This window comes from Sphingosinicella microcystinivorans, from assembly GCF_027941835.1.
In the GTDB taxonomy this organism is placed as follows: Bacteria; Pseudomonadota; Alphaproteobacteria; order Sphingomonadales; family Sphingomonadaceae; genus Sphingosinicella.
Window position 1 is genome coordinate 3,852,502 of sequence record NZ_CP116005.1, and the last position, 26,379, is coordinate 3,878,880.

A 26,379-nucleotide genomic window follows, 5' to 3' on the forward strand; every position below is an offset into this window, starting at 1 on the left:
CACCTAGATCCCTATCAATCTCGCTACCCGTTCCCTATGAAAGGCGATGTTACCACAAAATATGTCGGCTGTATGGGCGCGCTTGAAATATAGCCCTGCGTCATGCTCCTCGGTCATGCCTATGCCACCATGCATCTGTATCATCTCCCGAGCAACCTTGTGAAACACCTTACCTGCGACGATCTTCGCTACGGAAGCCAGCAACGCAGCATGATCGTCACCGCTGTCCAGCGCGCGAAGCGCTTCATAGACGGCCGCGCGCGCCAGTCCAATTTCGCCCAACATATCCGCCGCTCGATGCTGCAAGGCCTGAAATGAGCCGATGGGCTTGCCGAATTGAACGCGCGTCCGAAGATAGTCCATTGTGGTCTCGAACGCCTGTAGCGCGCCACCCAGCATTTCGGCGGCGGCGATCGCGGCAGTCCGGTCAAGAATTTCGCCGGCCAGAGTGGAGCCGCTGCCGACCGAGCCCAAAACATTATCGTCGGACAGCTGGACGTTATCGAAGACTACGGCCGCCCGGCCGCGAGCATCGATCCCATCGAGCGGTATCCGCCCCACCCCCGGGGTGTTCGATGGGCAAAGAAAAGCCAGGACGCTTCCACCGCTCGATTCGGTCCCGCTTCGCGCTAGCACAACGATCAGGTCCGCGGCCATCCCCGCTTCCACCGGCTGGCTGCAACCCTTGAGCACCCACTGACCGTCGACCCGGATGGCACTTACCGCAGGATGGTTGAGATCGAAGCCACGGCCGTGTTCTATGGCTAATGTGCCAACCAGCTCGCCAGCTGCCAATGGGGGCAACCACCGTCGTTTCTGTTGATCGGTCCCGCCCAGAACCAACGCCGAAACGGCAGCGACAGCACTGGCGACCAAGGGCGAAGGTGTCAGATTTCGGCCGAGTTCCTCGACAAGCAGACCCATGCATTCGAGGCCCATGTCGTGACCGCCAAATGCTTCTGGAACGATCATGCCGGTCCAGCCCATCTCGGAAATTTCTTTGAAAATCGCAGGATCATAGCCTTTTGCCGCGTGGTCGGTTCGAGCGTCTCGGACCAGTTTTACTGGCGCTCGCTGACGTACCCAGGCACGGGCAGAATCGACGAGCATTTCCCGCTCTTCATCGGTGACCTCAGCCATTGTCATTCTCGTTAGGACGGCAGTTGCAGCACGTGCTTCGCCGTAATGTTGTTCTGGATTTCATGAGCGCCGCCGTAGATCGAGAAGGCGCGGCTGAAGAGCCAATCGCGGACGATATGTTCTTCTTGGATAGCATCGCCTTGGGCAACCCAGCCGAGCGAATGATTCCCCAATATCTCCACCGCTAGGTCATAGCGTTCCTGCGCAACCAGAGCGCCGACATTCTTCAATGCAGACACAGCAATCGCATCCCTGAGGCCGCGCTCTCTGGCGTCGGCCTGGCGCCGCATCGTGGCTTCAAACGCGGTACTGGTCACCATGTGGTCGACAAGCCGCAAGCGCAGATCCGGGTCTGCCAACCTGCCCTGGTCGTCGAGGCCAACATATTCCAGCGCGAGAGGCAGGATATCCAATTTGGCCCGTCTATTTTCAGAAAGTCCATTGCGTTCATGCTGCATCAAGCGTTTGGCTACCGTCCAGCCATCATTCACAGGTCCCAGGGTCTCCGCCTTCGGCACTTGGACATCATTGAGAAAGACCTCGCAAAAATGGGTCGCACCGTTGATCAGCTCGATCGGTCGAACCTCGATACCCGGCGTACGCATGTCAATCAGAAGAAACGTAATGCCGCCTTGCTTGCTGCTCGTATCGGTCCTTACGAGGCAGAAGCACCAGTCAGATACGCTCGCGAATGACGTCCATATCTTCTGACCGTTAACGAGCCAATGCTCGCCCCGGTCCTCACAACGCGTTTGAAGTGAGGCTAGATCAGAGCCAGAACCTGGTTCCGAAAAGCCCTGACACCAACGAACCTCACCCCGCGCCATCGGCGGCAGATGGCGCCGTTTCTGCTCTTCAGTGCCAAACTCGAGCAAGGTTGGCCCGAGCATCATTTTGCCCAACCCAGCGATTGGGTTGACTCCCCCTACTTGCGCCAGTTCCTGATCCAGGACCTCGACCTGTTCGGCGTCGAGCCCGCCGCCACCATAGGCGACAGGCCACCCAGGGGCGCCCCAGCCTTTGTCCCTTATCAGATTGGTCCATCGCCGATATTCGGCGGAATTGTGAAGTGCCGTCGCCTCCTTCGGATCGTAAAGGGCGTCCAGTCCAGCCAGGCAGGCTGGAAAATTCTCGCGAAGCCACCTGCGCACATCACTGCGAAAGCTGTCGAGACTGCTCGTTACGTTCGAGGATTCCTGCGTCGTCATAGCGCCGGGCCGCAATGTCTGGCGACGAACCAATCGGGGCGGTTTTCATCCCTCATGCCGGACCGAAACCTTTCTTTCGAAGCGCCGGCGGCGGATCACGCCCGAGCTTTCCAAAGCCTCGAGAGCAGCATCCTCGAGACCAGCCTCGCGGAGGAGCTCGTCGGTATCCTGGCCCAGCATCGGCGCGGGCTGGCGGACTGCCGCCGGGCTGGCCGAATAGCGCACCGGCGGAGGCACCGTGCGATAAGCCCCGAATACCGGATGCTCGACCACGGGATATTGATGTACGACATCGTTCAGTCGTTCGACCGTACCGACGGGGATATTTTTTCGACGGCAGAATGCGAGCCATTCCGCAGTGGTTCGCTTCGCGATGATGGGTCGCAACTGCGCATAGAGATATTCTGCGTGGATCATTGGTCCCCGCCCGCGGGTGCGCTCATTGCGCACCATGTCGGCACGCCCGCCGATCTCAAAAATCGCGTCATAAGCGTCCGGACCATAAGGCAGGATCATGATCCAGCCATCGCTGGTCCTCTGCGGACCCCGCTCCGTGTTCAGAACGCGCATATATCCGGCGTCGCCACGCTCCGGATCTGCTACGCCACCGGCGCCATGCTCCACCATCATAAAAGCGCGCATCACGTCGATCATCGGAATTTCGACGCGTTGCCCCCGCCCTGTCCTCTGCTTGAAGTGCAGCGCGGTTGTGATCGCATTGGCAATGAACAGACCGCAGACCTTGTCTGCGACGATTGTTGGACAGAGTTGAGGAGAACCGGTGACACGCTGATAAGCCTCGGCTAGTCCGCACTCCGACTGGATAATGTCGTCGTAGGCCGGATCATCCGCCCGATCCGTGTCGCTGGGGAACCCGACCGCCTGGCAGAATATGATTTCCGGATTCACCGCCACGAAATCCCCGTAGTCGAGACCTAGTCTCGCTAGCGGAGCGGGCCGGAGATTGGTTACGATCGCATCACAGCCCGCGGCGAGGCGCAGAAGCGCACCACGCCCTTCTGGCCGTTTGAGATCGATGCACAGGCTCCTCTTGTTGCGCAGAAGGTTGAGCGAAATGCCGGAAAATTCCGAGTAGTCGGCAGCCCCCAGCTCGCGCGTACCCTTGCCGAACGGATGTTCGACAAAGATCACATCAGCACCGTTGTCCGCAAGAATCTGGGTAGCGTAGGGCCCCATGATCACGCTTGTCAGATCAAGAACCCGAACACCCTGAAGGGCACCCGCAACACCTGATGGGATGGCATCACGCGCAGAATCTCGCTTGGCTGAAGACGGTCTAGTCACGGAATAATACTGCCCTAGCTTTCGAGGTGGCTGAGCTGTGATTTACCGGCCATCATGAAAATCCTTCACCCGCTCCAATTATAAGAACATGTGCGCATGGCAGGGCGCAGACAAGCGACGCTCGAATCCATCACGTATATGAACATTTGGCGCGCGGTGTCGGCAGGGCCGGGGATGCAAGCTATGTCAGTCTGACGCTCGCTTGGAGCGAGTGTATTCGTCAGCGATATCAGGACCAAGTCACGACGAAATGTCGAACAAGGGTGAAATAAGTAGCATTGCCGTTGAAGACGGCGTCGGCGTCCTTACGATAGACAGCCCGCCGGTGAACGCATTGGGAGTCGCTGTCCGGCGCGCTCTCGATGAAGGCATCCGTGAGATGGTGCAGGACACCTCGGTCGATGCGATCATCCTTTTGTGCGGCGGGCGCACCTTCTTCGCTGGTGCAGACATTTCAGAGTTCGGAAAAGCGCCGCAAGTTCCGCTTCTTCCTGCTGTACTCGAGAAGATCGAGAATTGCCCGAAGCCGCTGATCGCCGCCATGCACGGCACCGCCCTCGGAGGCGGCTATGAACTGGCTCTCACCTGCCACTATCGAATTGCGGCGCCATCTGCAAAAGTGGGGCTGCCGGAGGTTAAACTCGGCCTGCTTCCGGGGGCTGGCGGTACACAAAGATTGCCTAGGCTCGTCGGTCCCGCGATGGCACTCGACCTGATCGTCAAGGGAGATCAGGTTCCGGCGGTACAAGCGTTGCAACTCGGAATGATCGACGCGATTGCGCGCGAAGGACAGCTACGCGAGGATGCCATCGCTTATGCGCGAGCCATCTTAGCCGAAGGGGTTCCTTTGCGCCGGATCAGGGATCGCAACGAGAAGATTGCGCCCGATTCCTTTCCGGCCGACCTTTTCGATACCTTTCGCGCGGCCAATGCCGCATCCATGCGGGGTTTCAAAGCGCCTGGACATATAGTGCAAGCCATAGGGGCCTCAGTCCGCGTGCCGTTCGACGATGGGCTCTTGCGCGAACGTGCGTTGTTCCAGGAACTACGTGCATCTCGTGAATCTGCCGCACAACGCTATTATTTCTTTGCTGAACGCGAGGCCGCGAAGATTGCTGGTAACCAGAAAGTATCGGGGCCTGTGCCTATCACATCGGTTGGTATCGTTGGTGGCACGGCAATGGGCATCGACATTGCCATGGCCGCAGCGGATGCCGGCCTAGCCGTTACGGTGATCGACATAGACACCGCAGCAGGCGGTCGGGCGCGGCGATCTATTGCCGACGCCTATGCGGCTGCCGTCCACGATGGGCGCATGACGGCGGAGGAAGTGGCCCGCCTGCAGGATCGTATCGCTCTTGCCGATGATCCAGCGCTGCTGTCCGCTTCAGACCTGATCGTGGAGTTCGACGAGGATCCGGCAGAGAAGCAACGGATAATCCGCAGACTCGATGCGATCGTGCGGACGGACACCATCCTGGCGACTAGCGGCAACACCATTGATGTGGAGGGTATGGCCGTGTCCTGTAGCCGTCCGGAACGGGTGGTCGGAATGCACTTCTGCGCGTCGGCGGATGCGCCGCGCCTCGTGGAAGCCGCGCGCTGCGCGGTGACGTCACCTGAGGCAATTGCATCCGCGATGCATTTCGTACGCAGAATCGGGCGAGTGGCGGTGCTCACTGGCCCGCGCCGAGGCTTCATAGCCAACCGCATCATGTCTGCTATGGCCACCCAGGCGCGCGCAGCCATCGCGGAAGGCTCACCGCCCGGGCTGCTCGAAGCGTTGCTGTACGATTACGGCTTTCCGGCAGACCATATTCAGCAGATTTCAGGCACTGCCTTCGGCGACTTTGATCAGTACAGTACCGCAACGGATCGCACGCGGCAAGCTCCGGTGGATGATGAGGAACTGCTCGAGCGTCTGCTGTTGCCGGTCGTAAATGAAGGCGCGAAGCTGCTCGAAGAAAAGGGTGCGACGCGCGCCTCGGACATCGATGTGGTTGCGATTCTGGGCTATGGCTGGCCCGTATACCGCGGCGGCCCGATGTTCTGGGCTGACGAGATCGGATTGCCCAGGGTTCTGTCCACATTGAACGAACTGCGAGCGCGTCACGGGGAGGCGTTCAGGCCGTCGGCCTTGCTTGAGGAAAAGGTGGCGCTGGGCGCCAGCTTCACGCGTGGATGACGGCTGGTCATCTGCCGGAAGCTGACACGATGACTCCTCGCCATGCATTTTGGAGAGATAGGTAAGTCTGGTGGCAGATGCATATATCATCGACGCAGTGCGCACACCGCGAGGCATAGGCAAGGTTGGGAAAGGTGCGTTGGCTCACCTCCATCCACAGCATCTGGCTGTAACGGTTCTTGCCGCTCTGGCCCGGCGTAACGCGCTCGATACTGCGGAGGTAGATGACGTCATCTGGTCGACCAGCATGCAGCGCGGCAAACAGGGCGGAAATCTTGCACGCATGGCCGCACTCGATGCAGGTTATGACATCAAGGCCAGCGGCACTACGTTGGATCGCTTTTGCGGAGGCGGCATAACCGCTGTGAGCTTTGCCTCCGCGCAAATAATGTCTGGCATGGAAGATCTGCTGGTCGCGGGCGGAACGGAGATGATGTCGCTTACCGCGACGATCATGCAGGAAGACACGGCGGCTGGACTGGTACCGATGAGGATGGGTGCGCACAACGCCCGCCTCGCGGAGAATTATCCCCAACCGCATCAAGGCGTCTGCGCCGATGCCATCGCGACGCTAGAAGGCATTGGGCGCGAGGCGCTCGACGCTCTGGCGCTCGAGAGCCAAAGGCGCGCTTGCGCGGCAATATCGGCGGGACGCTTCGACCGCAGTATCGTGCCTGTCTTCGACGAAGCTGGCGGGATGGCTCTGGCCGTAGACGAATATCCGCGCGTCGAAACGACCGCGGACGGCCTCGCCGGATTGAAGCCGGCCTTCGAACACATGGCGAATATCGCCCCCGATGCGGGAGGACATAGTTTTGGTGACATGATTCGTCGGAAATACCCCGGCTTGAAAATCGAGCATGTTCACCACGCCGGCAACTCGTCCGGGGTGGTGGATGGTGCCGCAGCCCTACTTATCGCATCCGAACGATATGTCCGGCATCGCAGGCTGAAGGCGCGGGCTCGCATCGTGGCAACGGCGAATGTCGGAGACGACCCCACGCTCATGCTCAATGCGCCCGTGCCTGCGATCCGTAAGGTCTTGGCCCGTGCCGGGCTCAGCATCAAGGATATTGATGTGTGGGAAATCAATGAGGCGTTCGCCGCCGTGGTCGAGAAATGCATCCGCGACTTGGGCCTGGACCGTGCGAAGGTCAATATAAATGGGGGAGCGATAGCGCTTGGTCATCCGATCGGGGCCACGGGCTCGATATTGATCGGCATGGCGCTCGACGAACTCGAACGGACCGGGGGACGCTATGGCCTTGTCACCATGTGCGCGGCCGGCGGCATGGCACCTGCAATAGTGATCGAACGATTAAACGTGCCTGACCGGCGGACGGACGGGATGGCCGGATAAATCCGTCCCGTCACAAAAGGGCTTCGCATAGTTAGGAAATTCAACGGCGGGAGAGATTTATGTCATCTCGGAATTTAGAAACGGTCCACCGGTTTCTCGACCTCGTAGGGGAATCCACCGATCACAAGGTCATTGCAAGCAGCGACATCGATTTCTCCCGTATCACCGCGCTGCTCACCTCCGAATTTGTTATCAGGAATCCGCTATTTCATCCTGAGCATGGTATCGTCAAAGGAGTAGGCGACGATATCGACGGCTCACTGCGCGGGCCTGACGCGATCGAGATAGACTTGAAAGCCACCGCCTCTCTTTTCGAGTTCAGCGTTCGGAACGCGGAATTGAAGGATGCTGGAGACGTGATCCTGTTCCTCGGAAACATTTCTGTTCGCGGAACAGAATCCCTCCGCTCGATGGAAACGGGCTTTGTCGAACTGTTTTTTATGAAGGACGGTCTGATCGACCGCATCGAGCCCTATCTGAATGTGAATGCCTTTCGCCTCATCCTTTAGGCGACCGATCTTCGGTGCACAGCGACGCGTGGGTCAAGCTGACATGTCGCTTCCTGTCTTTTTAGAAGCGATACCACCCTAGACTTCGGTCGCTCGGTAAAAGGTGGATGAACATAAGTCAGGCATCACGGTCGCGCGCCGGCCAAGAAAATAGCCGGTCCGATGGTTCGCAACCGAAAACCCCTTTTCATCCCCAAGTTTCTGCGCGGCATCGATGGGCCAGTTGGGATTGTACATCAGTTCGCGCGCGAGAAAGACAAGATCGGCTCGCCCGCGTTGAAGAATATCCTCGGCTTGCTGCGCATGCACGATCAGGCCAACGGCGGAGGTCGCCATCCTCGTCGCACGGCGGATCGCCTCCGCAAGATGCACCTGATAGCCATAGATCGATGCGGCCAAGCTGGGTCCCACCATCCCACCAGCCGAACAGTCGATGAGGTCCACACCCAAGGGCGCCAGGCGGGAGACCAATTTGATGCTGTCCTCAATTTCCCAGCCCGCGCCATCGACAACGGACAGGCGAAGCAAGAGCGGTTTGGAAGCGGGCCACGCCGACCGGACACCCTCGATGATCTCAACCAGAAAGCGCGCGCGGTTCTCAGGGCTTCCGCCATAGTCGTCGGTACGAATATTTGAAGCTTCGGAGAGAAATTGGTGGATCAGATATCCATGCGCCCCGTGGATATCGAGCACGTCGTAGCCAGCCGCGTCGGCACGCCGAGCAGCGGCGATCCACTCGTCGACAAGCGAGAGGATTTCGGACCTAGAAAGTGCCCGGGGGACAGGGAGGCCGGCATGCGCGACAGCACTCGGCGCTACGACGTCCCACTCATCCCAGCCGGCGATGCCATGGTCCGCCGTTATGCTTCCCCCGCCGTCGGATGCCGACATGACCCGTCCCTTCCGACCTGCATGCATCAACTGAATGCCAGGCACGGCGCCGTTTGCACGGACCAGAGCGGTGATGCGGGCATATTCGGGGATCATTTCATCATCCCAGATGCCAAGATCTCCAACCGTGCCACGCCCGCTGCGGCTTACGGTGGTCCCTTCCTGGAAAACCAGACCGGATCCGCCGTCCGCAAGGCGGCCAAGGTTCATCAGATGCCAGTCGGTGGGATGTCCGTCCAAGCCCTTATACTGCCACATCGGCGATGCGACGATCCGGTTTTTCAGAACCACATCGCGCAGCCGAAGTTCGGAAAAGAGCTTGGTTTTGGTCATGGTTCAGGATGCGCTCCAATGCCTGTATGAAGATCTGACGGGGTCACGATTGCCTGTTCGCGGCCGCCATGGCCTTGACATCGATCCCGCCGACACGATCGCCGCTGACCAGCTGGTTATGCGCATGCGCGAGATGATGCATGTGGAACACGCTGTCCATGCCCGTGCGCTTTCCCCGGAGGTCCTCGATAGCGTTGATCGCCTGCTTGGTCAGAAGCATGCCGAAACCGGGCCGGCTTGCCAGTTCTCGGCCAATCCGTTCTACCTCCTGCTCCAAGTCCGCGCGCGGAACTACCCGATTTACCATACCCAACTGATAAGCTCTTTCGACGGGCATGCGTTCTCCGAGCAGCAGCAGCTCCCTGGCGACGCGAGGCGGCAACTCGAAGGCATGCGCAAAATATTCCACACCGGGTATCCCCATGCGGACCACCGGATCCTGAAAGAATGCATCGTCTGAAGCAATGATCAGATCGCATACCCAGGCTAGCATAAGGCCGCCGGCGATGCAGCCGCCCTGCACCATCGCGATCATCGGTTTGGGAATTTCCTGCCAGCGACGGCAGAGACCGAGATAGGCATCCTGTTCCAGCACATATTGGCCTTCGGCTCCGTCCCGCCCCAGATGGCTGTACCAAAGCTGGTGCCGGTCCCGCTCCAGATGCTTGTCTCGCTCGACCGTACCGAGGTCATGTCCCGCAGAGAAATGTTTTCCCCTGCCGCCTAAGACGATCGCTTTCACATCGGGCGCGTCGACGGCGCAGCGAAACAGGTCATCAAGCTGTCGCAGAAGGCGGAAATTCTGGGAATTGGCCACCTCAGGGCGTTCCATCATCACCCACGCGATACCGTCCCGCACGACGTAGCTCGAGAATGCGGGCTCCTCGCCGCTCACGACACGCGGCAAAGGAACGGAAGCTTCGATTTTCATATTCTCTCCCGGCTTGTTCGCCGCCGCGGATACGCGACATACCAAGACCCCAGCATCATGCATCAGCGAAATGGAAATGCAACTAAAATTGCATCATGTGCATATTTAGATTGACGCGAGGCTAACGCCGCGCAACAATTCCATGCTTGGGGAGAGGATGAGAAAATCGATGGCGAGAGCGCATATTGAACTTGCCAGTGCACTTTCGGCCGAGCGAGTGGCCGGCGCGCAGGTGTATTTGCCTGATGGCGTGATCAAGTCAGCGGGGCGCGCCCTTCAGATCCTTCAGCTTTTCGACCTTCTGCAGCGCGAATCGACTGTGGTCGAAATTGCTGAGCTGCTGAAATTTCCGCAGTCGAGCACGTCGATGCTCCTCCGCAGTCTCGTGCGGATGGGGTATCTCCATCACGATCTTCATGCGCGAACCTTCATACCTACGATGTCGGTGACGCTGCTTGGCAACTGGATCGATCACAGCGTTGTCGGTGACGGGGACCTCCTGCTACTCATGAAAAGGCTGAATCAGGAAACTGGCCAAGCAATTCTGCTTGCTTCCCGGAGCGGCCTGTTTGCGCGCTATATCCACGTCATCCAGGCGACGGCAGCGGCCCGGCTTTATATCGTAAAAGGCTCCTTGCGCTCGCTCACCCGATCCGGCGTCGGCCACGTCCTGCTTTCACAGATGAGCGACCTCATGGCACGGAGACTTGCGATGCGCATCAACGCTGAAGCCGAAAGTGACCCGGAAAAGGTCGACGTCACCGCCCTCCTTAACGATTTGCGGAAGGTTCGCGAACAGGGGTATGCCATCAGTACCAACCAGGTGACCATGAATGCCGGTGTATTGGCGATGCGACTGCCGGGCCCCGGGGATGGAGATTCCCCACTGGTCATTGGCGTGGGCGGGAGCGCTGAGGTGGTGCGCGCGCACGAAGCCGATTTCGTCGCGACAATGCGGAATGCAATCGAAGAGTATAACAGATTCATCATCCTCAATCGACCTTCGAAGGTCGCATGAGACAACTGAACAGATTAATCCGGGATCGGAAGATTGTGCCAATCATAACACAATGAGTCGCATTTATAGCTACGCTTCATAGGACGAAATCAGCACCACATGACCATCACCAGCCATCATATATCTGATTACTACTAGCCGATCATCGGAACGATCGTTGAAGCATTGCTCTCAACAACTAAATATCGGAGATTCAACACAGCTTTTTCGCAAGACAATTGGGTTTGCCGCGCACAGAAGATAGCTCGGCCAGAATGGAGTGGTTGAATGAGCAACGTCGACGCGCTGTTTCGTGATGGGCATTATGAAGGCCTACGTAAAAAATATCGGCAGGAGCGTGATCGCCGAATCCGGCCGGAGGGTGAAGGACAGTACATACCGGTCACTGGGCGTTATGCGCGATACGTCGATCATGACCCTCAGGCTCCAGCGGATATTGAACGCGCACCACTCACGGACGAGATCAAGACGCTGATTATCGGCGGAGGGTGGTCGGGCCTGCTGGCCGCGGGGCGACTGATGGAACAGGGCGTGGACGACTTCCGCATCATCGACGACGCTGCTGATTTTGGCGGCGCTTGGTACTGGAACCAATATCCGGGGGCACAATGTGACGTCGACAGCTATTGCTATCTGCCGTTGCTGGAAGAGACCGGCTACATGCCGAAACGGAAATATTCCGACGCGCCGGAAATCCAGGATTACGCTCGTATAATCGGCGAGCATTACAAGCTGTATGACAAGGCCATCTTCCGTACTCGTGTAACCGAAATGCGCTGGGACGAATCGAGCAAGCGCTGGATCGTCAAGACTAATCGCCACGACGAACTGACGGCGCAATTCGTGGTCCTCGCACCCGGCCTGACGAGCCGCGCCAAACTTCCGGGGATCGCCGGACTGGACGAGTTCGAAGGCCACGCCTTCCATACGTCACGTTGGGATTATCAATATACCGGAGGGAGCTATTACGAACCGATGAGCAACCTGGCCGGCAAAAAAGTCGGCATCATTGGCACCGGGTGCACCGCTATCCAATGCATCCCCCATCTGGCTGCATCGGCCGAACATCTCTATGTTTTTCAACGGACACCATCCGCGATCGATGTTCGCAACAATAGCGATACCGACCCGGAATGGTATTACTCGCAGGAGCCCGGTTGGCAGGTCCGCCGCCGCAAGAATTTCGATGACTTGATCAATAACCGCCCCTTCACCGAGGACCTTGTCGCCGATGGCTGGACCGATATCGCGCGAAAACTGAAGGCAGGCGAATATCCTTTTGGGGTGATTCGCTTCGGCGAGGACGATCCTGAAACAATCGCCAAGGCCCTGGAACTGGCCGACTTCCACAAGATGGACGAAATCCGAGGACGGGTGGATCAAACCGTGAAGGATCCGGAAGTCGCGGAGAAACTGAAGGCATGGTATGCTCATTTGTGTAAACGGCCTACCTTCAACGACGATTATCTGGACACGTTCAATCGGCAGAATGTCACGCTTGTCGACACCGCCGACAACCGCGGCGTCGAACGCATCACGAAGCAGGGTATCGTCGCGAACGGCGTCGAATATCCTGTCGATTGTCTCATATTCTCGACAGGTTTTGAGCAAGCGAGCAGTTATGAGCTTCGCTTTGCCGTGAATGTGTTCGGACGGGACGGACAATCACTTTATGAATATTGGAAGGGCGGCATGCGCACCCTTCATGGACATTCCGCTCACGGTTTCCCGAACTGGTTCTTCATCGGCGCATCCCAGGTCGGAGTTACATTTAACTTCGTAGCTGTCGTCGATCCGGTCGCGCAGCACGTCGCCTATATTATCTCGGAAGCCGATCGTCGTGGAATCGAGACAGTCGAGGCAACGACCGCTGCAGAAGATGAGTGGGTCAAAACCATCCACGACAATGCACTAGACAACCTTGATTTTCTGGAGTCGTGCACGCCTGGCTACTATAATAGTGAGGGCAAAATCCGAGAATCTCAATCATCATTCTGGGGCGACTGGTATTTTGGAGGCCTGTTCAACTTCATCGACATGCTCGAAAGCTGGCGCACCGCCGGCAAGTTGGAGGGGATGGCCGTAGAATATAAGAAGGAAGCCCAAGTCCCTGATCGGCCGTGACGCAAAAGACCAACGCCGTTCCGGCAGGCATATTGGCGTAGCGAGGCATAGATGTCGCAGACCAGTTTCGTACCACATTACACACTCGCTGAGTATGGGCAGCGGCTTGCCGAACACTTCATCATGGAGCGTTCTGAGGGCGTTCTCGAGGTGCGGTTTCACACCAATGGCGCGGAAGTCCTGTGGAGCATGGAGCTTCACCGTGCTTTGTCGCAGATGTTTCAGGCCGTCGGGCAAGACCCCGAAAACGAAGTGCTGATCCTGAGTGGCACGGGCGATCTGTGGATAAACAAGCGCGACATGGAGAGTTACCATGCCCACAGCGCCGTCAGCTACGATATCTGGTATCGCGATTCCACGAAGCTGGTGGAAAATCTTCTCTGGGCCGTGGACATCCCGACAATTGCGGCCATCAATGGACCGGGATTCCACACCGAGTTCGGCTTGCTCTGCGACCTGACGATAGCGGCCGAAGATGCAATTTTCTTTGAACCGCATTTCTCTGTCGGGGTTGCCCCGGGCGATGGCCAGTTTCTGGTCTACCAAACGCTCATGGGTCTCAAGCGCGCCAACCATGTCATGTATTTGCAGGATCAGGGCATCACCGCCGCCGAGGCGCTGCAATGGGGCCTTGTGGGGGAGGTGCACCCCCGCGAAAAACTCATGCCACGTGCTCGTGAAATTGCTGCGCAATTGATGAGGCAACCCCGTACCGTCCGCCGGTTGACGACTCAGATCGCGAGGCGCCCGCTGCGGCGCGCAATTCAGAACGACTTCGGCATGCATCTGGCCCATGAATTGTTCGGTGTTCATGAATCACCCCGTTCGCTGAGCCATTTCGAGAAAAAATGACTTAGCGGCGAACAGTTTCGTGCCATAGCCGCCGCGCGCGGCACGCCCCCGGTTTATCCCGGAACATCGGAACGGAAATGGCGCGTCTGGCCGCACTACGCCACGGGAGTAAGCTGACATTGACGGGCGTTCTCAAAGGAATCAAGATCATCGAGTTTGCGGGGCTCGGCCCCTGCCCGTTTGTCGGCATGATGCTTGCCGATCATGGCGCCGAGGTCATTCGGGTGGATCGTCCCGGTGGACGATTCCTTCAAGAGGAGGCAGCTTCCCGCTCGCGACGGTCGATCGTCGTCGACATGAAGAATCCGGATGGCGTGAAACTGCTGAAGCGCCTCTGTCGAACTGCGGACGGGCTGATCGAAGGATTCCGCCCCGGTGTCATGGAGCGTGCGGGGCTTGGCCCCGAAGTTTTGCTGGCCGAGAATCCGAAGCTGGTCTTCGGTCGCATCACCGGATGGGGACAGTTCGGGCCGCTGTCCCAGGCCGCCGGCCACGATATCAATTATATAGCCCTGTCCGGGGCACTGCACCTCGTCGGCTCCAAAGATGGGCCTCCCATTCCGCCTGTAAATATGGTCGGCGACTTTGGCGGAGGCGGCATGCTCCTAGCATTCGGTATGGTTGCAGCATTGCTCGGCGTAAAAATGGGGCGACCCGGCCAGGTCATCGACGCGGCGATGACGGACGGATCCGCACTGCTGGCGGCAATGCCATATGGTCTGTTTGCGGCAGGGCATTATCGTGATGAACGGGGCAGCAATATGATAGATGGCGGCTCCCATTATTATGGTTGCTACGAATGCGCAGATGGCCGTTTCATCTCGATCGGGTCGGTCGAGGCCCGTTTCTATCAAGTCCTGCGCGGATTTCTGGGCATTTCTGACGACTCTTCCTTCGACGCGCAACAGGACCCCGCAGCTTGGCCATCGCTCAAGCAGAAGCTGAGCGATATCTTCAAGACCCGCTCGAGCGGAGAATGGTGCGAGCTGCTGGAGGGAACCGACGCATGCTTCGCGCCGGTCATGTCGATGAACGACGCACCGCAGCATCCCCACAACCTGGCGCGCGGCACCTTCATCGCATTAGGAAACACGTTCCAGCCCGCTCCGGCACCACGCTTCTTGGCCACGCCGGCTGGTCAGCCGTGGCTATCGAAGCTGGGCGCCGACCAGGAGTCGATCATGCGCGAGTTGCGTGACTTCGGCGAGTGATACGACCAGGGGCGGGCGAAAACCCCCGAGCCGCATTCGTCCTACCGTAACGCGAGGCACCCGGACCGGCGCCAGCAGCTCAGCCCGCTGTGGGCATATCCAGGGCGAATATCTCCATGGCGGTCTGCCCTAGAATTTTTCTCGCAGCACCAGGCCCTACCCGCTCGACGATGCTATCCACGACCTTTTCGGTATAACCGTGGCTACCTTCGTTGTGCGGATAATCTGTCGCCCACATAACACGATCCGCGCCGATATAGTCGATGAGATCCAAGCCGACTTCATCCGCCATAAACGTCGCGTAGCAGTGACGATGCCAATATTCGGTCGGCCTGTGCTTGATCTTAGGATCAAGGAAATCGCCCCAGCTATCGAATATCATCTCGGCATCCTGTAGGGCGCCAGCCACCCAGTTGATGCCTGCCTCCGCAAACACGACCCTAAGCTTGGGGTGACGGTCGAAAATGCCGCCAAAGATGAGGTCTCCCAAACTGCGCCGGAACGGCATGAAAGTGGCCAATAGCCCGGCGCCAACGCCACCCGGCCCTTCCAGATTGGGGTTCTCACCGATGTGATAGGTGATGGGCAAGTCGCAACCCTCCGCCGCCGACCACATCGGGTCGAGATCATCGGTCGCGTAGTTTACCTTTAGGCCCTGCGGATTGTTACCGGGGTTCACCGGGAGCATTGCGGCTTTCAGTCCAATGCTCTTGATATGCTCCACGGATGCGGCAGCCTTCGAGCTATCCCAGTAGACAGGTATTCCCACACCATGGAAGCGGCCTTTCGATTCCTTTTCAAGATCGGCGAGATATTCGTTGTAGATCTTGAAGAGCCACTCGCGCATCTCGAGATCCGGATGGTGCAGGTAGAACATCAGCCATTGCGGATAGATGATTTCCATGGCGACGCCATCGTCGTCGAGATCGGCCATTCGGGCACTCAGGTCATGGAAGCCCGGCCGCGCGAAGCTGGCAAGCAGATTGTTAACGGGGCCCGCCAGAAGGTTCTTATGACCGATACCGATGCACAGGTTGCCGCTTTCCTCCACCCATATACGGGGCATGCGATCCTTTAGCGCGACTGGCGCACGTTCATAGAAGATATCGTCGGTGATGTTCCAATGGCTGTCGCTCGATACGAGCACAGCACCGTGCGGCAAGGAAGCCGACCGCCCCCTGAGCGGACGCTTCAGAGAGACTTCGATATCCTCCAGCGCCATCATGCGGGTCGATTTAAAGGTGCTCATAACAAGGCTCCTGATATTTGGGTCACGATCCCGAGCCACAACGCATTTCCACCGCCGACATCCGGACTAAGGCTCGTCCTCAATTGAGGGCATGCTATCGACAGGGACGCCAAATTTCCACAGCCACGCAACAACGACCACATACGTGATATCGCATTCGTCCTGCTGTTGATGGTCGCTGAGAAGTGAGCCGGGGATGGAGCCTATGGCGAGGCACCGATTTCATAATGTTGAGTTTAGGCGTCAGGTCGCACAGACTTTTCTGAGCGCTGATACAATTCACGGCCTCGCCAGGCGTCACGATGTTTCCCGGCAGCTGATCTGAATCTGGGAGGAAAAGTGCGAGGCCGGCGCCCTTGATGAGGATGCACGGGCGGCAGATTTGATCCAGGAATATGAAGCGCGGATTGCCGCCCTCTAACGCCTTGTTGTCAAACAGCCGCTAAAATTGAAGTTTTTAAAGGGGGGGCTCTGCGCGACGCACCGCAGCCGAGAAGCCCGATTACATTCGTGATGACAGGCGCGGCGGGATGTCGATCGCCCGAGGATGTCGGCCAATAGACATCGCTAGGTTCACGTTCTACGACGACCCGGCCCAGCGGCTCGGTGATGTCGAACTGCTGGGTGGGAACTGCAATTGACAGCTTGGGGTGTGGCTGGGCAGTCACACTTTGCAGGGCCTTTTCGGGGGCAGTTTGTTTATCGAACTCCTTACAAGACCGTGTTTTCATAGGAGAAGCCAGCCGAATGCGGTTCCTGGCTCGGAACCGAAAAAAGACGCGCGCGTCTCTTAGAGTAGGTCTTGGTGGCCAACAGCGCCCTGATTTTCGCCGGTCAGGGCTCATACCGCTCGGTGTCGCAAGGCAGAAATCTCCGAAGCTGCTTTCACCTGCGAGACCGCTTCAGTGATCTCGAACCCCGCAACGCGGGAAGTCAAATTTCAGCGTCTTCCGGAAGCAAGCGGTGCCGTTCACGACTCGAAGATTTCACGGAACGAAATCTGCCCGTCGTAAAGTGCGCGGGCGACGAGATAGGGCCGCACCGCGCCGCCGTAGGCGCGCCGGACGTTCTCGACGCGCTCGTGCGCCGTGCTCGGCGCGATCTTTTCCATCATGGAAATCTCGATATCGCCCTTGCCCTGCGCAACGCGGACGAGCGCGATATGCTCGCGCTGCGAAAGCGCCGGCGGCGGCGCGGGACCGCCGTCCGCCGGCTGGACCAGGCGGCGCATCGCTTCGAACGCATAGCCGCCGATGCACGCCGCGATCGGCAGCGCGTTGCGGCGCAGCCGCTCTGGCGAGCGCGTGCCGAAGGAGCAGCTACCGCGCGGCTCACCCGGAACGTTGAACGGCACGGTATAGCCCGCGCACAGGCCGTAGCCCTGCGCGCGCTCGAGGATTCGGGACTGGCGCGGGGACAGCCGCAGCAGCCGCGGCACCTCGCTCCATTGCAGACCCGTTGCCGTCCGCATGACCGCGATATGCACCGGATCCACCTCGAAGTGCCGCTTGAGGATCGCCTGCTCCACCCAGTCGGGATGATAGTTCGACAGCTGGAACGTGTGGCGCGGCGGCGCGGCGGGATCGACATGGTGGCCGATCATGAACTGCTCGAACCCGAGATCGTGCGCCGCAGCCGTGAGCAGCTCGTAGACCGTCTCCGGACCACGCGCGCTGCGAAAGCCCTCTTCGTAGACGCCGAAATCGAACGTCGCCACCATGACGAACTCCACACCAGCGGCACACGCGGTCCGTCCATCTTTGATGAGCGATTGAAAGACAATCGACTCGAATGACAGACCTGTCTCAGCGAATGATTCCACAGTTTTGACGAAACGCAAGTCAAGATATCGAAATTATCGTGATGTCCAGACCTTCCGTTCAATTCTGTATTTCACTTTCCTATGCCTCTTTGGTGTCCGTTCCTGTCGCGGAACAGTGAGGACAGGCCGAACGCGATTCAGCTCGCACGATGTCTTTCCATCGCCTGTCCCGGACCATGGCGGCACGGCTGGCGCCGGGCGGTTGGCAGGCCCGCTGGCAGTCCCGGACCGCACCCGCAACCCTGGCGGGTCCTCCGCTGGCGCTTCGGCCGGTTCCCGGTGCGCGCGCCGTCCGGGTCCGCCGGGTTCCCGGCCTGCCGCCGGCAGCGCGTGCCGCGCGGCAAGGAAGGAGCCGCCATGGATCACGATCGCTACCGAAACGCCGTCCGCGCGCTGCCCGCGCCGCTTCGCGACATTCTCGCACGCGCGCTCGATGACTGGCCCTACGAGGCCATCGCCGCGCACCTCGGCATCAGCGCCGCCGACGTCGAGGCCGGGCTTGCCGACGCCATCGCACGGCTCGTTGCCGCGCTCGATTCCGGCTGACCGGCGCTTTCATGTTCGGCGTCGACCCTCCGATCGAAGGGTCGACGCCGGCGCCCGCTTGTCCCTTCCTGCCGCTTGTAACGCAACCGTAAGGATCGTCGCCATGACGCAGAAGGGCATGACCGGACTGGATGCGCAGGGCTTCGCCTGGGAGTTCCTACGCCGCAATCCCGCCTACCGGCGCACTGCCGCCGATGCCGTGTCGCCGACCGGCAAGGACAGCCTCCGCGTCGCGGCACCCGCCGCATGGGGGCTGCATTTTCGCGGAAGACCCCGCCCGCCCCCCCGCGCAGGCGCTTGCCTTCTGGCGGAGCGATGCCGACCCCCACGTCGTCACCATGCGCGCCGAGCCGTGCCGGGACGGCATCGACGTGCTGGCACTGGACGGCAACACCGCCGTGCTCGTCGAACCTGACGCCGAGCGCCTGCTCATCCCCGCAGGCCCCGGACACCTGCGGATCGATGTCGTCGGCGGCACCATTTTCTCAGGGCCCATCCGGCCGCTGTTCACCGTCGACGGCGCGGGCGGCATGGCACCCCAGCTGCTGACGCTCCGCCGGTTCGCAGGCCTCGTCCGCGGCGCGCCCTGCCGGCGGCTCTGGCCGCCGCTTCGCCGCGCCGCACGTCTAGAGGCCATGCTCCGCGCCCACGACGCCCACGCAGCGGGCGCCTCGCACCGCGACATCGCCGAACTGCTCTACGGGCGCGCGGGCGCGGACGAGCGCTGGCGCGACGGCTCGCGCTTCATGCGGCTGCGCATCCAGCGCGTCCTTCGCAGCGCACGCCGCATGATCGAAGGCGGCTACCGGACATTGCTCGGCCTCGAAGGACCGCTCTGAGCGATGCAGCGCATCGTGCGGACAGCGTCAGCACCGGTTGCGGGCGCCCCACCGGCCGCCGCGCCGCCGGCGCGGCGAAGTCCTGTCGGCTCCCGCAGGCGGCGGGGCCGGGCGGGCACGGTCTTCTGGACCCGCCGCCACGGTCCGCAAGCCGGCGCTGCCGGCGCCTCCACATGCGTTCCGGCCCTGCGGGTGCGGTCCGCGGCTCACCGGGTCCGATTCCGCGCCTGCCGCCCGTCCCCGCCCACGCGGGGGGCCACGCTTGCTTTTTCGCGGGCGGCAAGGAGACACGCATGGAGCTTCTCACCCCACCGTTGCGCGCCACGCTGCGCGCCAATGCCGACGCCGCCGCGACCGGTCGCCACGACCCGCCGCCCGCCGTCAAGTTCTTCAACCCCTGCGGCGCCGCGACCTGGCTCGCGACCGAACTCGACCCTGACGGCGACACTGTGTTCGGCCTCGCCGACCTCGGCTTCGGCTGCCCCGAGCTCGGGTCGTTCAGCCTCTCCGAAATCGCCGCGATCCGCCTGCGTTTCGGATTGCGCATCGAGCGCGATCTCCACTTCACCAGCACGGTCGCGATCTCGGCCTGGGCCGACCTCGCCCGCCGCACCGGCTCGATCATCGCCGCCGAGGCCGCGCTCGCGCGCATGGCCAAGGCCTGACCCGCTTCCGCACCTGCCGTTCCGCGCGGTGCGGCGCGAAAGGCGCGCGGCGCGCCTTCGCCGCAGTTCGAACCAGAAAGGACCTCCCCATGAAACTCGACTTCATCCCGCTCGCCAGCCTCAGCGTCAGCCGCGCCAACATGCGCCACGGCAAGCGCCCGCCCGATGTCGGCGACCTGCTCGCCTCGGTTCGCGCACGCGGTATCCTCGTCCCCGTTCTCGTTCGCGCAGGCGGCACAGGCGGAACCTTCGAGATCGTCGCCGGACGCCGCCGCTTCCACGCCGCGCTCGCCGTTGCCGCCGAACGCCCCGACGATGCAGACGCCGCGATGTTGCCCTGCGCGATCATCGACGACGGCGACGATGCCGCCGCCGTCGAGGCCTCGCTCATCGAGAACCTCGCCCGGCTCGACCCCGACGAGGTCGCCCAGTGGGAAACCTTCGTGCGCCTTACCCGCGAAGGCCGCACGCCCGCCGACATCGCCGCGACGTTCGGGCTCGCGGACAGCGCCGTCCGCCGCATCCTCGCGCTCAGCAACCTGCTGCCGCGCCTCCGCAGCCTCTACCGGCGCGGCGACATCGACACTGCGAGCATCCGCCACCTCACCCTTGCCACCAAACGCCAGCAGCAGGCATGGCTTGCGCTTCTCGATGACGCGGACAGCCACGCCCCCACCGGCGAGCGCCTGAGGGCATGGCTCTTCGGCGGCGCGTCCATTCCCGCCGATCACGCGCTGTTCGATGTCGATGCGAGCGGCCTCGCGATTGCCGAAGACCTGTTCAGGGAAACGCGCTGGTTCGCTGACGCCGACGCGTTCTGGATCGCGCAGAACGCCGCCGTCGCCGCCCGCGCCGACGCGTACCGCGCGGCGGGATGGCACGAGGTCGTCACCCTCGGCCCCGACACGCCGTTCCAGAGCTGGGAGCATGAGAAATGCGCACGGCGCAAGGGTGGGCGCGTCTACATCGACGTGCGCCGCACCGGCGAGGTCGTCTTCCACGAAGGCTACATCACCCGCCGCGAGGCGACACGGCTTCGCGGCGGCGGCGCCGATACCGCGCCCGCCGCGGTGCCGCGCGCCGAGATCAGCAAGTCGCTTCGCGCCTATCTCGACCTGCACCGTCACGCCGCCGTCCGCGCCGTGCTCACCGCGCACCCCGGCGCCGCGCTCCGCCTCATGCTCGCGCACGCGGTCTGCGGTTCCGCCCTCTGGTCCGTCCGCCGCGAGCCGCAGGCCGCACCGAGCGAGGCCATCGCCGAGAGCGTCGAGACCTCGGCGGGAGAAACCGCGTTCGACAGCAGGCGCCGCGCCGTCCTCGACGTGCTCGGTCTCGATGCCGACTGCCCGAGCGTCGTCGGCGCCTACGGCGTTCGCGACCTTTCCGCGCTGTTCCTGCGGCTCGCCGAGCTCCCCGACGGTGTCGTTCTCGATATTCTCGCCGTCGTCATGGGCGAGACGCTTGCAGCGGGTGATCCCGTCATCGCCGCGCTCGGCCTCCATCTCGGCATCGACATGGCCGACTGGTGGCAGGCCGACGACGCCTTCCTCGACCTCGTCCGCGACAAGAGCACCCTCTCCGCGCTCATTGCCGAGGTGGCGGGCAACGCGATCGCCGACGCCAACCACGGCGCGGCGGGCAAGGTGCTGCGCGCGATCCTCGGCGACCATCTCAGCGGCAGCAACGGACGTCCGCGCGTCGCCCGCTGGGTGCCGCGCTGGATGCGGTTTCCGGCGTCGCGTTATGCCGAAGCCGCGGAGCCGGTCGCTGCGGATGCGCCAAACGCGGAAACCACGAGGCTCGCCGCCTGAGTCGCACACGGGCGCGGGGTGCCCTCCCCCGCGCCCGCAAGCACACCTTGCCCACCACCTCCCGCGTGGATGGCATCGACGGCGCCCCGTTCAGGGCCGGTCCGGTCCGGGTCGTTCGGTTGGGGCGCGTCGTCGCTCGACCCTGCCGCGACCGCCGTCAAGCGACAAGCGACACTTGACAAACGACTGGCGCCGCGCCAGAATCGCGCCATGGAGATCGTGAGCATCCGCCACAAGGGCCTGCGGCGCTTCTTCGAAACCGGCAATCCCAAGGGCCTTGTCGGGGACACCGGCAGACTCCGCAAGATGCTCGCTTACATGGACGCCGCCGAAGACCTCGAGGAGCTGGCCTCACCGCCGAACTTCGGGCTGCATGAGCTGACAGGCGACCGCAAGGGAAGCTGGTCGATGACGGTGACACGAAACTGGCGCCTGACCTTCCGCATCGATGACGAGGGCGCGCTGATCGATATGGATCTGGAGGATTATCATGGCGCTTAGGATGCACCCGTCTCTCGCGGTCCATGTCGGGGACTGGCTGAAGACCGAAATCGTCGCGCCCGCAGGCGTGAGCGTGACCGCGCTGGCAGAGCATTTCGGGGTGTCCCGGCAGGCGCTGAGCAACCTGCTGAACGGCAGTGCCAGCCTGTCTGCCGACATGGCGATCCGGTTCGAGAAGGCGTTCGGCGTGAAGGCGGACACGCTGCTGCGCATGCAGACCACCTATGATCTCGCCCAGGCCCGCGCGCACGAGCGCGATATCAAGGTCAAGAAGTTCGCCAGGGCCGCGTGATCGCCGCGCCGTCGACAGCGGCGCCCTGGAGGGTCCGGTCCAAGCCGACCAGCCGCTTGACCAGCCGGGAACGGCTTCACGAACTCAGCCTTGCGCTCATTCGCAGCGTGCTGCCGACACGCAAGGGGATAAGGCTCGTCGGCGTGACGATTTCGAACTTCACGGCGCCCGACCCGGACACGCCCCCGCCCCCTTTTCTGAAACGATTCCCGAGGCCGTCTCCGCACGATTTCAGATATGCCTTTCGCAATTTTCCCTGAATGATGGGCAAGTATTTTTTGGACGGGCGGCACAGTTTTTTCTTGACGACTTTGACGACGACTCCTTTTGCCTGATGATACATTTGTAAAATACGCCCTTACGTCGGGTCTTGACTTCGCACTCTCCCGGCCTTCCGCGAGGCTTCCCGCGGATTACTTACACGATTTCTCAATCGCAATACGCACGTCCGGCGTGTCACAATTCGGCAACATCGACGTTTACCGATCAAGATCAAGGCCTTTGTAGTCTTGCCGCACCGCGAACCCGTGCCTATTTCCGCGCCGCCGCTGGATAAAAAAACAAGGTCTCGCGCAGCGGCGCTGTTCGCTCATTCAAATAAAGGTAAGCATAAAAATGAAGATATTCGTTCTGGCGTCGCTCGCGGCGCTCGCTGTCGTGTCGCCTGCGTCTGCCGACGTGTTCAATGGCGCTTATGCCGGTCTCGGCGCGACCCTCGACAACGTGAACGGTTCCGGCAGCCTCGAGGGCCTGGGTGCAAGCGGCGCCGGCCTCACCGGCTTCGTCGGCTATGACATGCCGCTCGGCGGCGCATTCGTCGGCGTTGAAGGCAATATCGACCTCAATACCGCCGATGCTGGCGGGCTGGAAGCCAAATGGGGCTGGGGCGCGAGCGCCCGCGCCGGTTTCAAGATCAATGACGCGACGGGCCTCTATGGCCGCATCGGTTATCAGCGCAACAAGATCAGCGGCGGCGGCGTCAGCGCATGGGGCGACGGCGTCCGCTTCGGCGGCGGCGTCGAGACCGCGATCAGCGACAAGGCCTCGCTCCGCGCCGAGTTCAATCACGTGAATTTCGAGGACGACGTCATCAACAATCAGGGTGTCGTCGGCATCCTGTTCCGCTTCTGATACGCGCGCAAACCGGGGGCGGCAGCCATGCTGCCGCCCCCGCCTTTGTGCTTGCCTGCGCTTCGCGTGATCGCCTGGCACCATGCGCCGCAGCGGCGACGGAATGTCTTTCGACATCCATTCTGTCACGCGGTGCCGTGACAACAAGCCCTGCCTCATGCGACAGACTTTGCCGTCCGTGACCATGAGACAATCGCCTGAATGCTGTTCATGATCCTCGCTGCTGCCGTGTTCGTCGTGCCGGAGGCCGAGACCTTCGCGTGCACGCCGGCGCAGGTCTGGGACGCCGACGGCCCGATCTGGTGCGCCGAAGGCCCGCGCGTTCGGCTCCACGGGATCGCCGCGCGCGAAATGGACGGCACATGCCGCGCCGGCCACCCGTGCCCGGACATGCCGCCCATTGCGGCCAGGGACGTGCTGGTCAAGCTCCTGCAGCCCGCCGCGAGCGCGCCCACGTCGACCGGCCATGTCCGCCTTGCAGAGGCCAGTCCCCTTACCTGCCGCTCCTACGGCGGCGCGGGCGGCAACCGCACCGCCGCCCAGTGCAGGCTCCCCGACAAGAGCGATCTCGGCTGCCGCCTGATCGCGCTCGGCGCAGCGCACGAATGGACGCATTTTTCAAAAGGCGCCTACCGGCGCTGCGCGCGCTGATGGCAAGACGCGTCACCGACACCGGCCTGCTCCTGCGCAGCGAGACCGGACTCGTGCTCAGGCGCGATGACGGCGGCACCTGGCAGCTCGACGCACCGCGCAGCGCCGAGGCGCTCGTGGGACGCCGTGTCCGGATCACCGCATGGCGCACCGGATTCGACAGGCTGTCTGTGGCAGACGTGACCCCAGGCTGAGAGAAAAGCCGCGATCGCACAGAACATCCGCTGTCAAAGCAAGCAAAGAGACATCGCGGTAGCTGTGCAATCAAGATTTTCCGATCGAAAGCCGCATATCTTCAGCGCACCTATATTCACGTCTGGCGAATCGATACGGTTGAGTTATGATCTCGCCTTCTCCTGAACGCTAAATCAAAAAAATGTAGTGGAGGAGCGCAACATGCTGGTGATCATGGGCTGGACCGCGTTGGGAAGCGAAGGATCCAGAGGTTTTCGTTACAAAATATAATTCTCACCGGTTTGACAGTCGGGGAACTGAATAAACCGCGCATTGACGAAATCCGGGCTGGAGAGGGTCCGGGGACGAGCTGGATCCATCCAGTCGTATTGAGGGGCGACAATTGCGCGGCCGCGTCCTGGATATTCTGGGAGACGTGCCGTGAGAAGTTTATCGGATGTCAGGGACGTACCCTGTGCATGTCCCCGCGACCGCGCCCCGGACGCGGACCGGGCGCTGCTCGCACATTTGCTCGGCTTCGTCCTGCCGGACGCCAGGGCGACCCGGCTCGCCGAAACGCTGATCGCGGAACGCGGCAGCTATCCCCGCGTGCTGACGAGCGCGCCTTCGATGCTCATCAAGCTCGGGGTTCCGCCCAAGGGACTCGATATCCTTGCAACCGTCGCGCAGAGCCTCGAACGCGCGCTTTTCCGCGAACTGACGCACGGCAACGTAATCACGGGATGGCAGGCGCTTAATGACTATCTCCATGTGAGCCTCGGGCACAGCCGGCGCGAGCATTTCCGGGTGCTGTTTCTGAATTCCCGGAACGCGCTCATTACGGACGAGGAGATGGGCGTCGGGACGGTCAACCAGGCGCCCGTTTACGTGCGCGAGGTGATGCACCGCGCACTCGACGTCGGCGCAACCGCACTCATTCTCGTCCACAACCACCCCTCCGGCGATCCGACCCCAAGCCGCGACGATGTCCGGCTCACCAACCACGTTCGCGATGCCGCGCGCGTTCTCGGGCTTAATCTTCACGATCACGTCGTCGTCAGCGAGACCGGCATACAAAGTTTCAAGACGCTCGGCCTGCTTTAACTTGCTGTTCATATGCTCGGAGCGTAAAATAAGAGATTGAAGTCTCGCGGAGGCCCGATGGTTGCAGATACCATCATTGCCGAGCACTTTGGCCGATCGGACGTCGCGAGCCTTTCGACTGCCGAATACGATCGCGGTGTTGCCTCGCTACTTTCCGCAATTGCAAATGAAGTGCAGGATGCGCGGCGACTGGCGCTGTGGCTCGCCGCGCGCACGCTTGGCTTTGCGCCACCGGCGCACAGGACGTTCAGGGATGCCGCGATCCGCGCGCGCGCAGCAAGCATCGAGGATGCCGGCTACTAGCGGCTAGTGCCGCGTCCCTTCGGCTGAACCCATTCGATTGATCCGGGCGGCGACCTCCAGGAACACGTCCCGCCCGCGTGCGTCGCCCCGCGCATCAAGCTCGGCCGCCTTCAGGCTTGCATAGCCGGCCGCCATGTCGCCGTGCTCCTCCATGAACCGCCGCGCAACGGCCCAGAGCTCCCAGTCGCTCAGCGGCGGCGACACCATCCGCAGACTCCCATTCC

Annotated in this window: 27 protein-coding genes; 19 read left to right on the forward strand and 8 right to left on the reverse strand. The window is 61.4% G+C overall.

Features of this window, described 5'->3' with window-relative positions:
- Positions 1 to 3 precede the first annotated feature (3 nt).
- The 3 genes from PE061_RS18565 to PE061_RS18575 are packed head-to-tail and all read right to left on the reverse strand — an operon-like array spanning position 4 to position 3,653.
- A complete protein-coding gene (locus PE061_RS18565) occupies positions 4 to 1,140 on the reverse strand; it encodes an acyl-CoA dehydrogenase family protein (protein ID WP_271256695.1) in 1,137 nt (378 codons plus the stop codon).
- Between the two features lie 11 nt (positions 1,141 to 1,151).
- Complete coding sequence (locus tag PE061_RS18570; protein WP_271256696.1) at positions 1,152 to 2,348, reverse strand: acyl-CoA dehydrogenase family protein; 1,197 nt, start codon at positions 2,346 to 2,348, stop codon at positions 1,152 to 1,154.
- 45 nt (positions 2,349 to 2,393) lie between these two features.
- The gene (locus tag PE061_RS18575) at positions 2,394 to 3,653 is read right to left on the reverse strand and encodes a CaiB/BaiF CoA transferase family protein (protein WP_271256697.1); all 1,260 of its coding nucleotides are present in this window, start codon (positions 3,651 to 3,653) and stop codon (positions 2,394 to 2,396) included.
- A gap of 250 nt (positions 3,654 to 3,903) precedes the next feature.
- Here PE061_RS18575 and PE061_RS18580 point away from each other — a divergent pair, with 250 nt between their 5' ends.
- From PE061_RS18580 to PE061_RS18590, 3 genes are all read left to right on the forward strand, one after another.
- Positions 3,904 to 5,838, forward strand: coding sequence for an enoyl-CoA hydratase-related protein (locus PE061_RS18580; protein ID WP_271256698.1), 1,935 nt, complete (start codon positions 3,904 to 3,906; stop codon positions 5,836 to 5,838).
- A gap of 70 nt (positions 5,839 to 5,908) precedes the next feature.
- Entirely contained in the window at positions 5,909 to 7,198 is a 1,290-nt protein-coding gene (locus PE061_RS18585; protein WP_271256699.1) for an acetyl-CoA C-acetyltransferase, read from the forward strand.
- Between the two features lie 59 nt (positions 7,199 to 7,257).
- On the forward strand, positions 7,258 to 7,707 hold the full coding sequence (locus PE061_RS18590; RefSeq protein WP_271256700.1) for a hypothetical protein: 450 nt from the start codon (positions 7,258 to 7,260) through the stop codon (positions 7,705 to 7,707).
- Positions 7,708 to 7,785: 78 nt separating this feature from the next.
- Here the strand turns inward: PE061_RS18590 and PE061_RS18595 are convergent, their stop codons facing one another.
- Together PE061_RS18595 and PE061_RS18600 are read right to left on the reverse strand one after the other, a co-directional pair.
- Complete coding sequence (locus PE061_RS18595) at positions 7,786 to 8,931, reverse strand: NADH:flavin oxidoreductase/NADH oxidase (protein ID WP_271256701.1); 1,146 nt, start codon at positions 8,929 to 8,931, stop codon at positions 7,786 to 7,788.
- Positions 8,932 to 8,974: 43 nt separating this feature from the next.
- Positions 8,975 to 9,862 (reverse strand): enoyl-CoA hydratase, encoded by an 888-nt coding sequence (locus tag PE061_RS18600; protein ID WP_271256702.1) that lies wholly within the window; start codon positions 9,860 to 9,862, stop codon positions 8,975 to 8,977.
- Between the two features lie 169 nt (positions 9,863 to 10,031).
- On the opposite strand from PE061_RS18600, the gene PE061_RS18605 reads away from it, so the two are divergent.
- From PE061_RS18605 to PE061_RS18620, 4 genes are all read left to right on the forward strand, one after another.
- Positions 10,032 to 10,880 (forward strand): IclR family transcriptional regulator, encoded by an 849-nt coding sequence (locus PE061_RS18605; protein WP_271256703.1) that lies wholly within the window; start codon positions 10,032 to 10,034, stop codon positions 10,878 to 10,880.
- 267 nt (positions 10,881 to 11,147) lie between these two features.
- The gene (locus PE061_RS18610; protein WP_271256704.1) at positions 11,148 to 13,004 is read left to right on the forward strand and encodes a flavin-containing monooxygenase; all 1,857 of its coding nucleotides are present in this window, start codon (positions 11,148 to 11,150) and stop codon (positions 13,002 to 13,004) included.
- Between the two features lie 51 nt (positions 13,005 to 13,055).
- The gene (locus PE061_RS18615) at positions 13,056 to 13,856 is read left to right on the forward strand and encodes an enoyl-CoA hydratase/isomerase family protein (protein ID WP_271256705.1); all 801 of its coding nucleotides are present in this window, start codon (positions 13,056 to 13,058) and stop codon (positions 13,854 to 13,856) included.
- 77 nt (positions 13,857 to 13,933) lie between these two features.
- Positions 13,934 to 15,067, forward strand: coding sequence for a CaiB/BaiF CoA-transferase family protein (locus PE061_RS18620; protein ID WP_336297006.1), 1,134 nt, complete (start codon positions 13,934 to 13,936; stop codon positions 15,065 to 15,067).
- Positions 15,068 to 15,146: 79 nt separating this feature from the next.
- Here the strand turns inward: PE061_RS18620 and PE061_RS18625 are convergent, their stop codons facing one another.
- Complete coding sequence (locus PE061_RS18625; RefSeq protein ID WP_271256706.1) at positions 15,147 to 16,316, reverse strand: amidohydrolase family protein; 1,170 nt, start codon at positions 16,314 to 16,316, stop codon at positions 15,147 to 15,149.
- 970 nt (positions 16,317 to 17,286) lie between these two features.
- Positions 17,287 to 18,036, reverse strand: coding sequence for an autoinducer binding domain-containing protein (locus PE061_RS18630; RefSeq protein WP_271256707.1), 750 nt, complete (start codon positions 18,034 to 18,036; stop codon positions 17,287 to 17,289).
- Positions 18,037 to 18,495: 459 nt separating this feature from the next.
- Here PE061_RS18630 and PE061_RS18635 point away from each other — a divergent pair, with 459 nt between their 5' ends.
- The 12 genes from PE061_RS18635 to PE061_RS18685 all read left to right on the forward strand — a co-directional run bounded on the left by PE061_RS18635 (position 18,496) and on the right by PE061_RS18685 (position 26,155).
- On the forward strand, positions 18,496 to 18,684 hold the full coding sequence (locus PE061_RS18635) for a sigma factor-like helix-turn-helix DNA-binding protein (protein WP_271256708.1): 189 nt from the start codon (positions 18,496 to 18,498) through the stop codon (positions 18,682 to 18,684).
- 118 nt (positions 18,685 to 18,802) lie between these two features.
- The gene (locus PE061_RS21800; protein ID WP_420794405.1) at positions 18,803 to 19,099 is read left to right on the forward strand and encodes a transcriptional regulator domain-containing protein; all 297 of its coding nucleotides are present in this window, start codon (positions 18,803 to 18,805) and stop codon (positions 19,097 to 19,099) included.
- Positions 19,100 to 19,214: 115 nt separating this feature from the next.
- Complete coding sequence (locus PE061_RS21805; protein ID WP_420794406.1) at positions 19,215 to 19,523, forward strand: DNA -binding domain-containing protein; 309 nt, start codon at positions 19,215 to 19,217, stop codon at positions 19,521 to 19,523.
- Between the two features lie 293 nt (positions 19,524 to 19,816).
- On the forward strand, positions 19,817 to 20,188 hold the full coding sequence (locus tag PE061_RS18645) for a DUF2958 domain-containing protein (RefSeq protein WP_271256710.1): 372 nt from the start codon (positions 19,817 to 19,819) through the stop codon (positions 20,186 to 20,188).
- A gap of 89 nt (positions 20,189 to 20,277) precedes the next feature.
- Positions 20,278 to 21,999 carry a ParB/RepB/Spo0J family partition protein gene (locus PE061_RS18650; RefSeq protein ID WP_271256711.1) on the forward strand — a complete coding sequence of 574 codons (1,722 nt, stop codon included), beginning with the start codon at positions 20,278 to 20,280 and terminating at the stop codon, positions 21,997 to 21,999.
- Positions 22,000 to 22,209: 210 nt separating this feature from the next.
- The gene (locus PE061_RS18655) at positions 22,210 to 22,500 is read left to right on the forward strand and encodes a type II toxin-antitoxin system RelE/ParE family toxin (RefSeq protein ID WP_271256712.1); all 291 of its coding nucleotides are present in this window, start codon (positions 22,210 to 22,212) and stop codon (positions 22,498 to 22,500) included.
- Positions 22,490 to 22,792 (forward strand): HigA family addiction module antitoxin, encoded by a 303-nt coding sequence (locus tag PE061_RS18660; RefSeq protein WP_271256713.1) that lies wholly within the window; start codon positions 22,490 to 22,492, stop codon positions 22,790 to 22,792. The genes PE061_RS18655 and PE061_RS18660 overlap by 11 nt, the downstream gene beginning before the upstream one ends.
- A 615-nt stretch (positions 22,793 to 23,407) precedes the next feature.
- Positions 23,408 to 23,923, forward strand: coding sequence for an outer membrane beta-barrel protein (locus tag PE061_RS18665; protein ID WP_271256714.1), 516 nt, complete (start codon positions 23,408 to 23,410; stop codon positions 23,921 to 23,923).
- 201 nt (positions 23,924 to 24,124) lie between these two features.
- On the forward strand, positions 24,125 to 24,574 hold the full coding sequence (locus PE061_RS18670; protein WP_271256715.1) for a thermonuclease family protein: 450 nt from the start codon (positions 24,125 to 24,127) through the stop codon (positions 24,572 to 24,574).
- A complete protein-coding gene (locus PE061_RS18675; protein ID WP_271256716.1) occupies positions 24,574 to 24,768 on the forward strand; it encodes a DUF5818 domain-containing protein in 195 nt (64 codons plus the stop codon). Before PE061_RS18670 ends, PE061_RS18675 begins: the two co-directional genes overlap by 1 nt.
- Before the next feature lie 421 nt (positions 24,769 to 25,189).
- Entirely contained in the window at positions 25,190 to 25,852 is a 663-nt protein-coding gene (locus tag PE061_RS18680; RefSeq protein WP_271256717.1) for a JAB domain-containing protein, read from the forward strand.
- A gap of 57 nt (positions 25,853 to 25,909) precedes the next feature.
- Positions 25,910 to 26,155, forward strand: coding sequence for a hypothetical protein (locus tag PE061_RS18685; RefSeq protein WP_271256718.1), 246 nt, complete (start codon positions 25,910 to 25,912; stop codon positions 26,153 to 26,155).
- 3 nt (positions 26,156 to 26,158) lie between these two features.
- Here PE061_RS18685 and PE061_RS18690 read toward each other — a convergent pair whose 3' ends face one another.
- On the reverse strand, positions 26,159 to 26,362 hold the full coding sequence (locus PE061_RS18690) for a hypothetical protein (protein ID WP_271256719.1): 204 nt from the start codon (positions 26,360 to 26,362) through the stop codon (positions 26,159 to 26,161).
- Positions 26,363 to 26,379 lie beyond the last annotated feature (17 nt).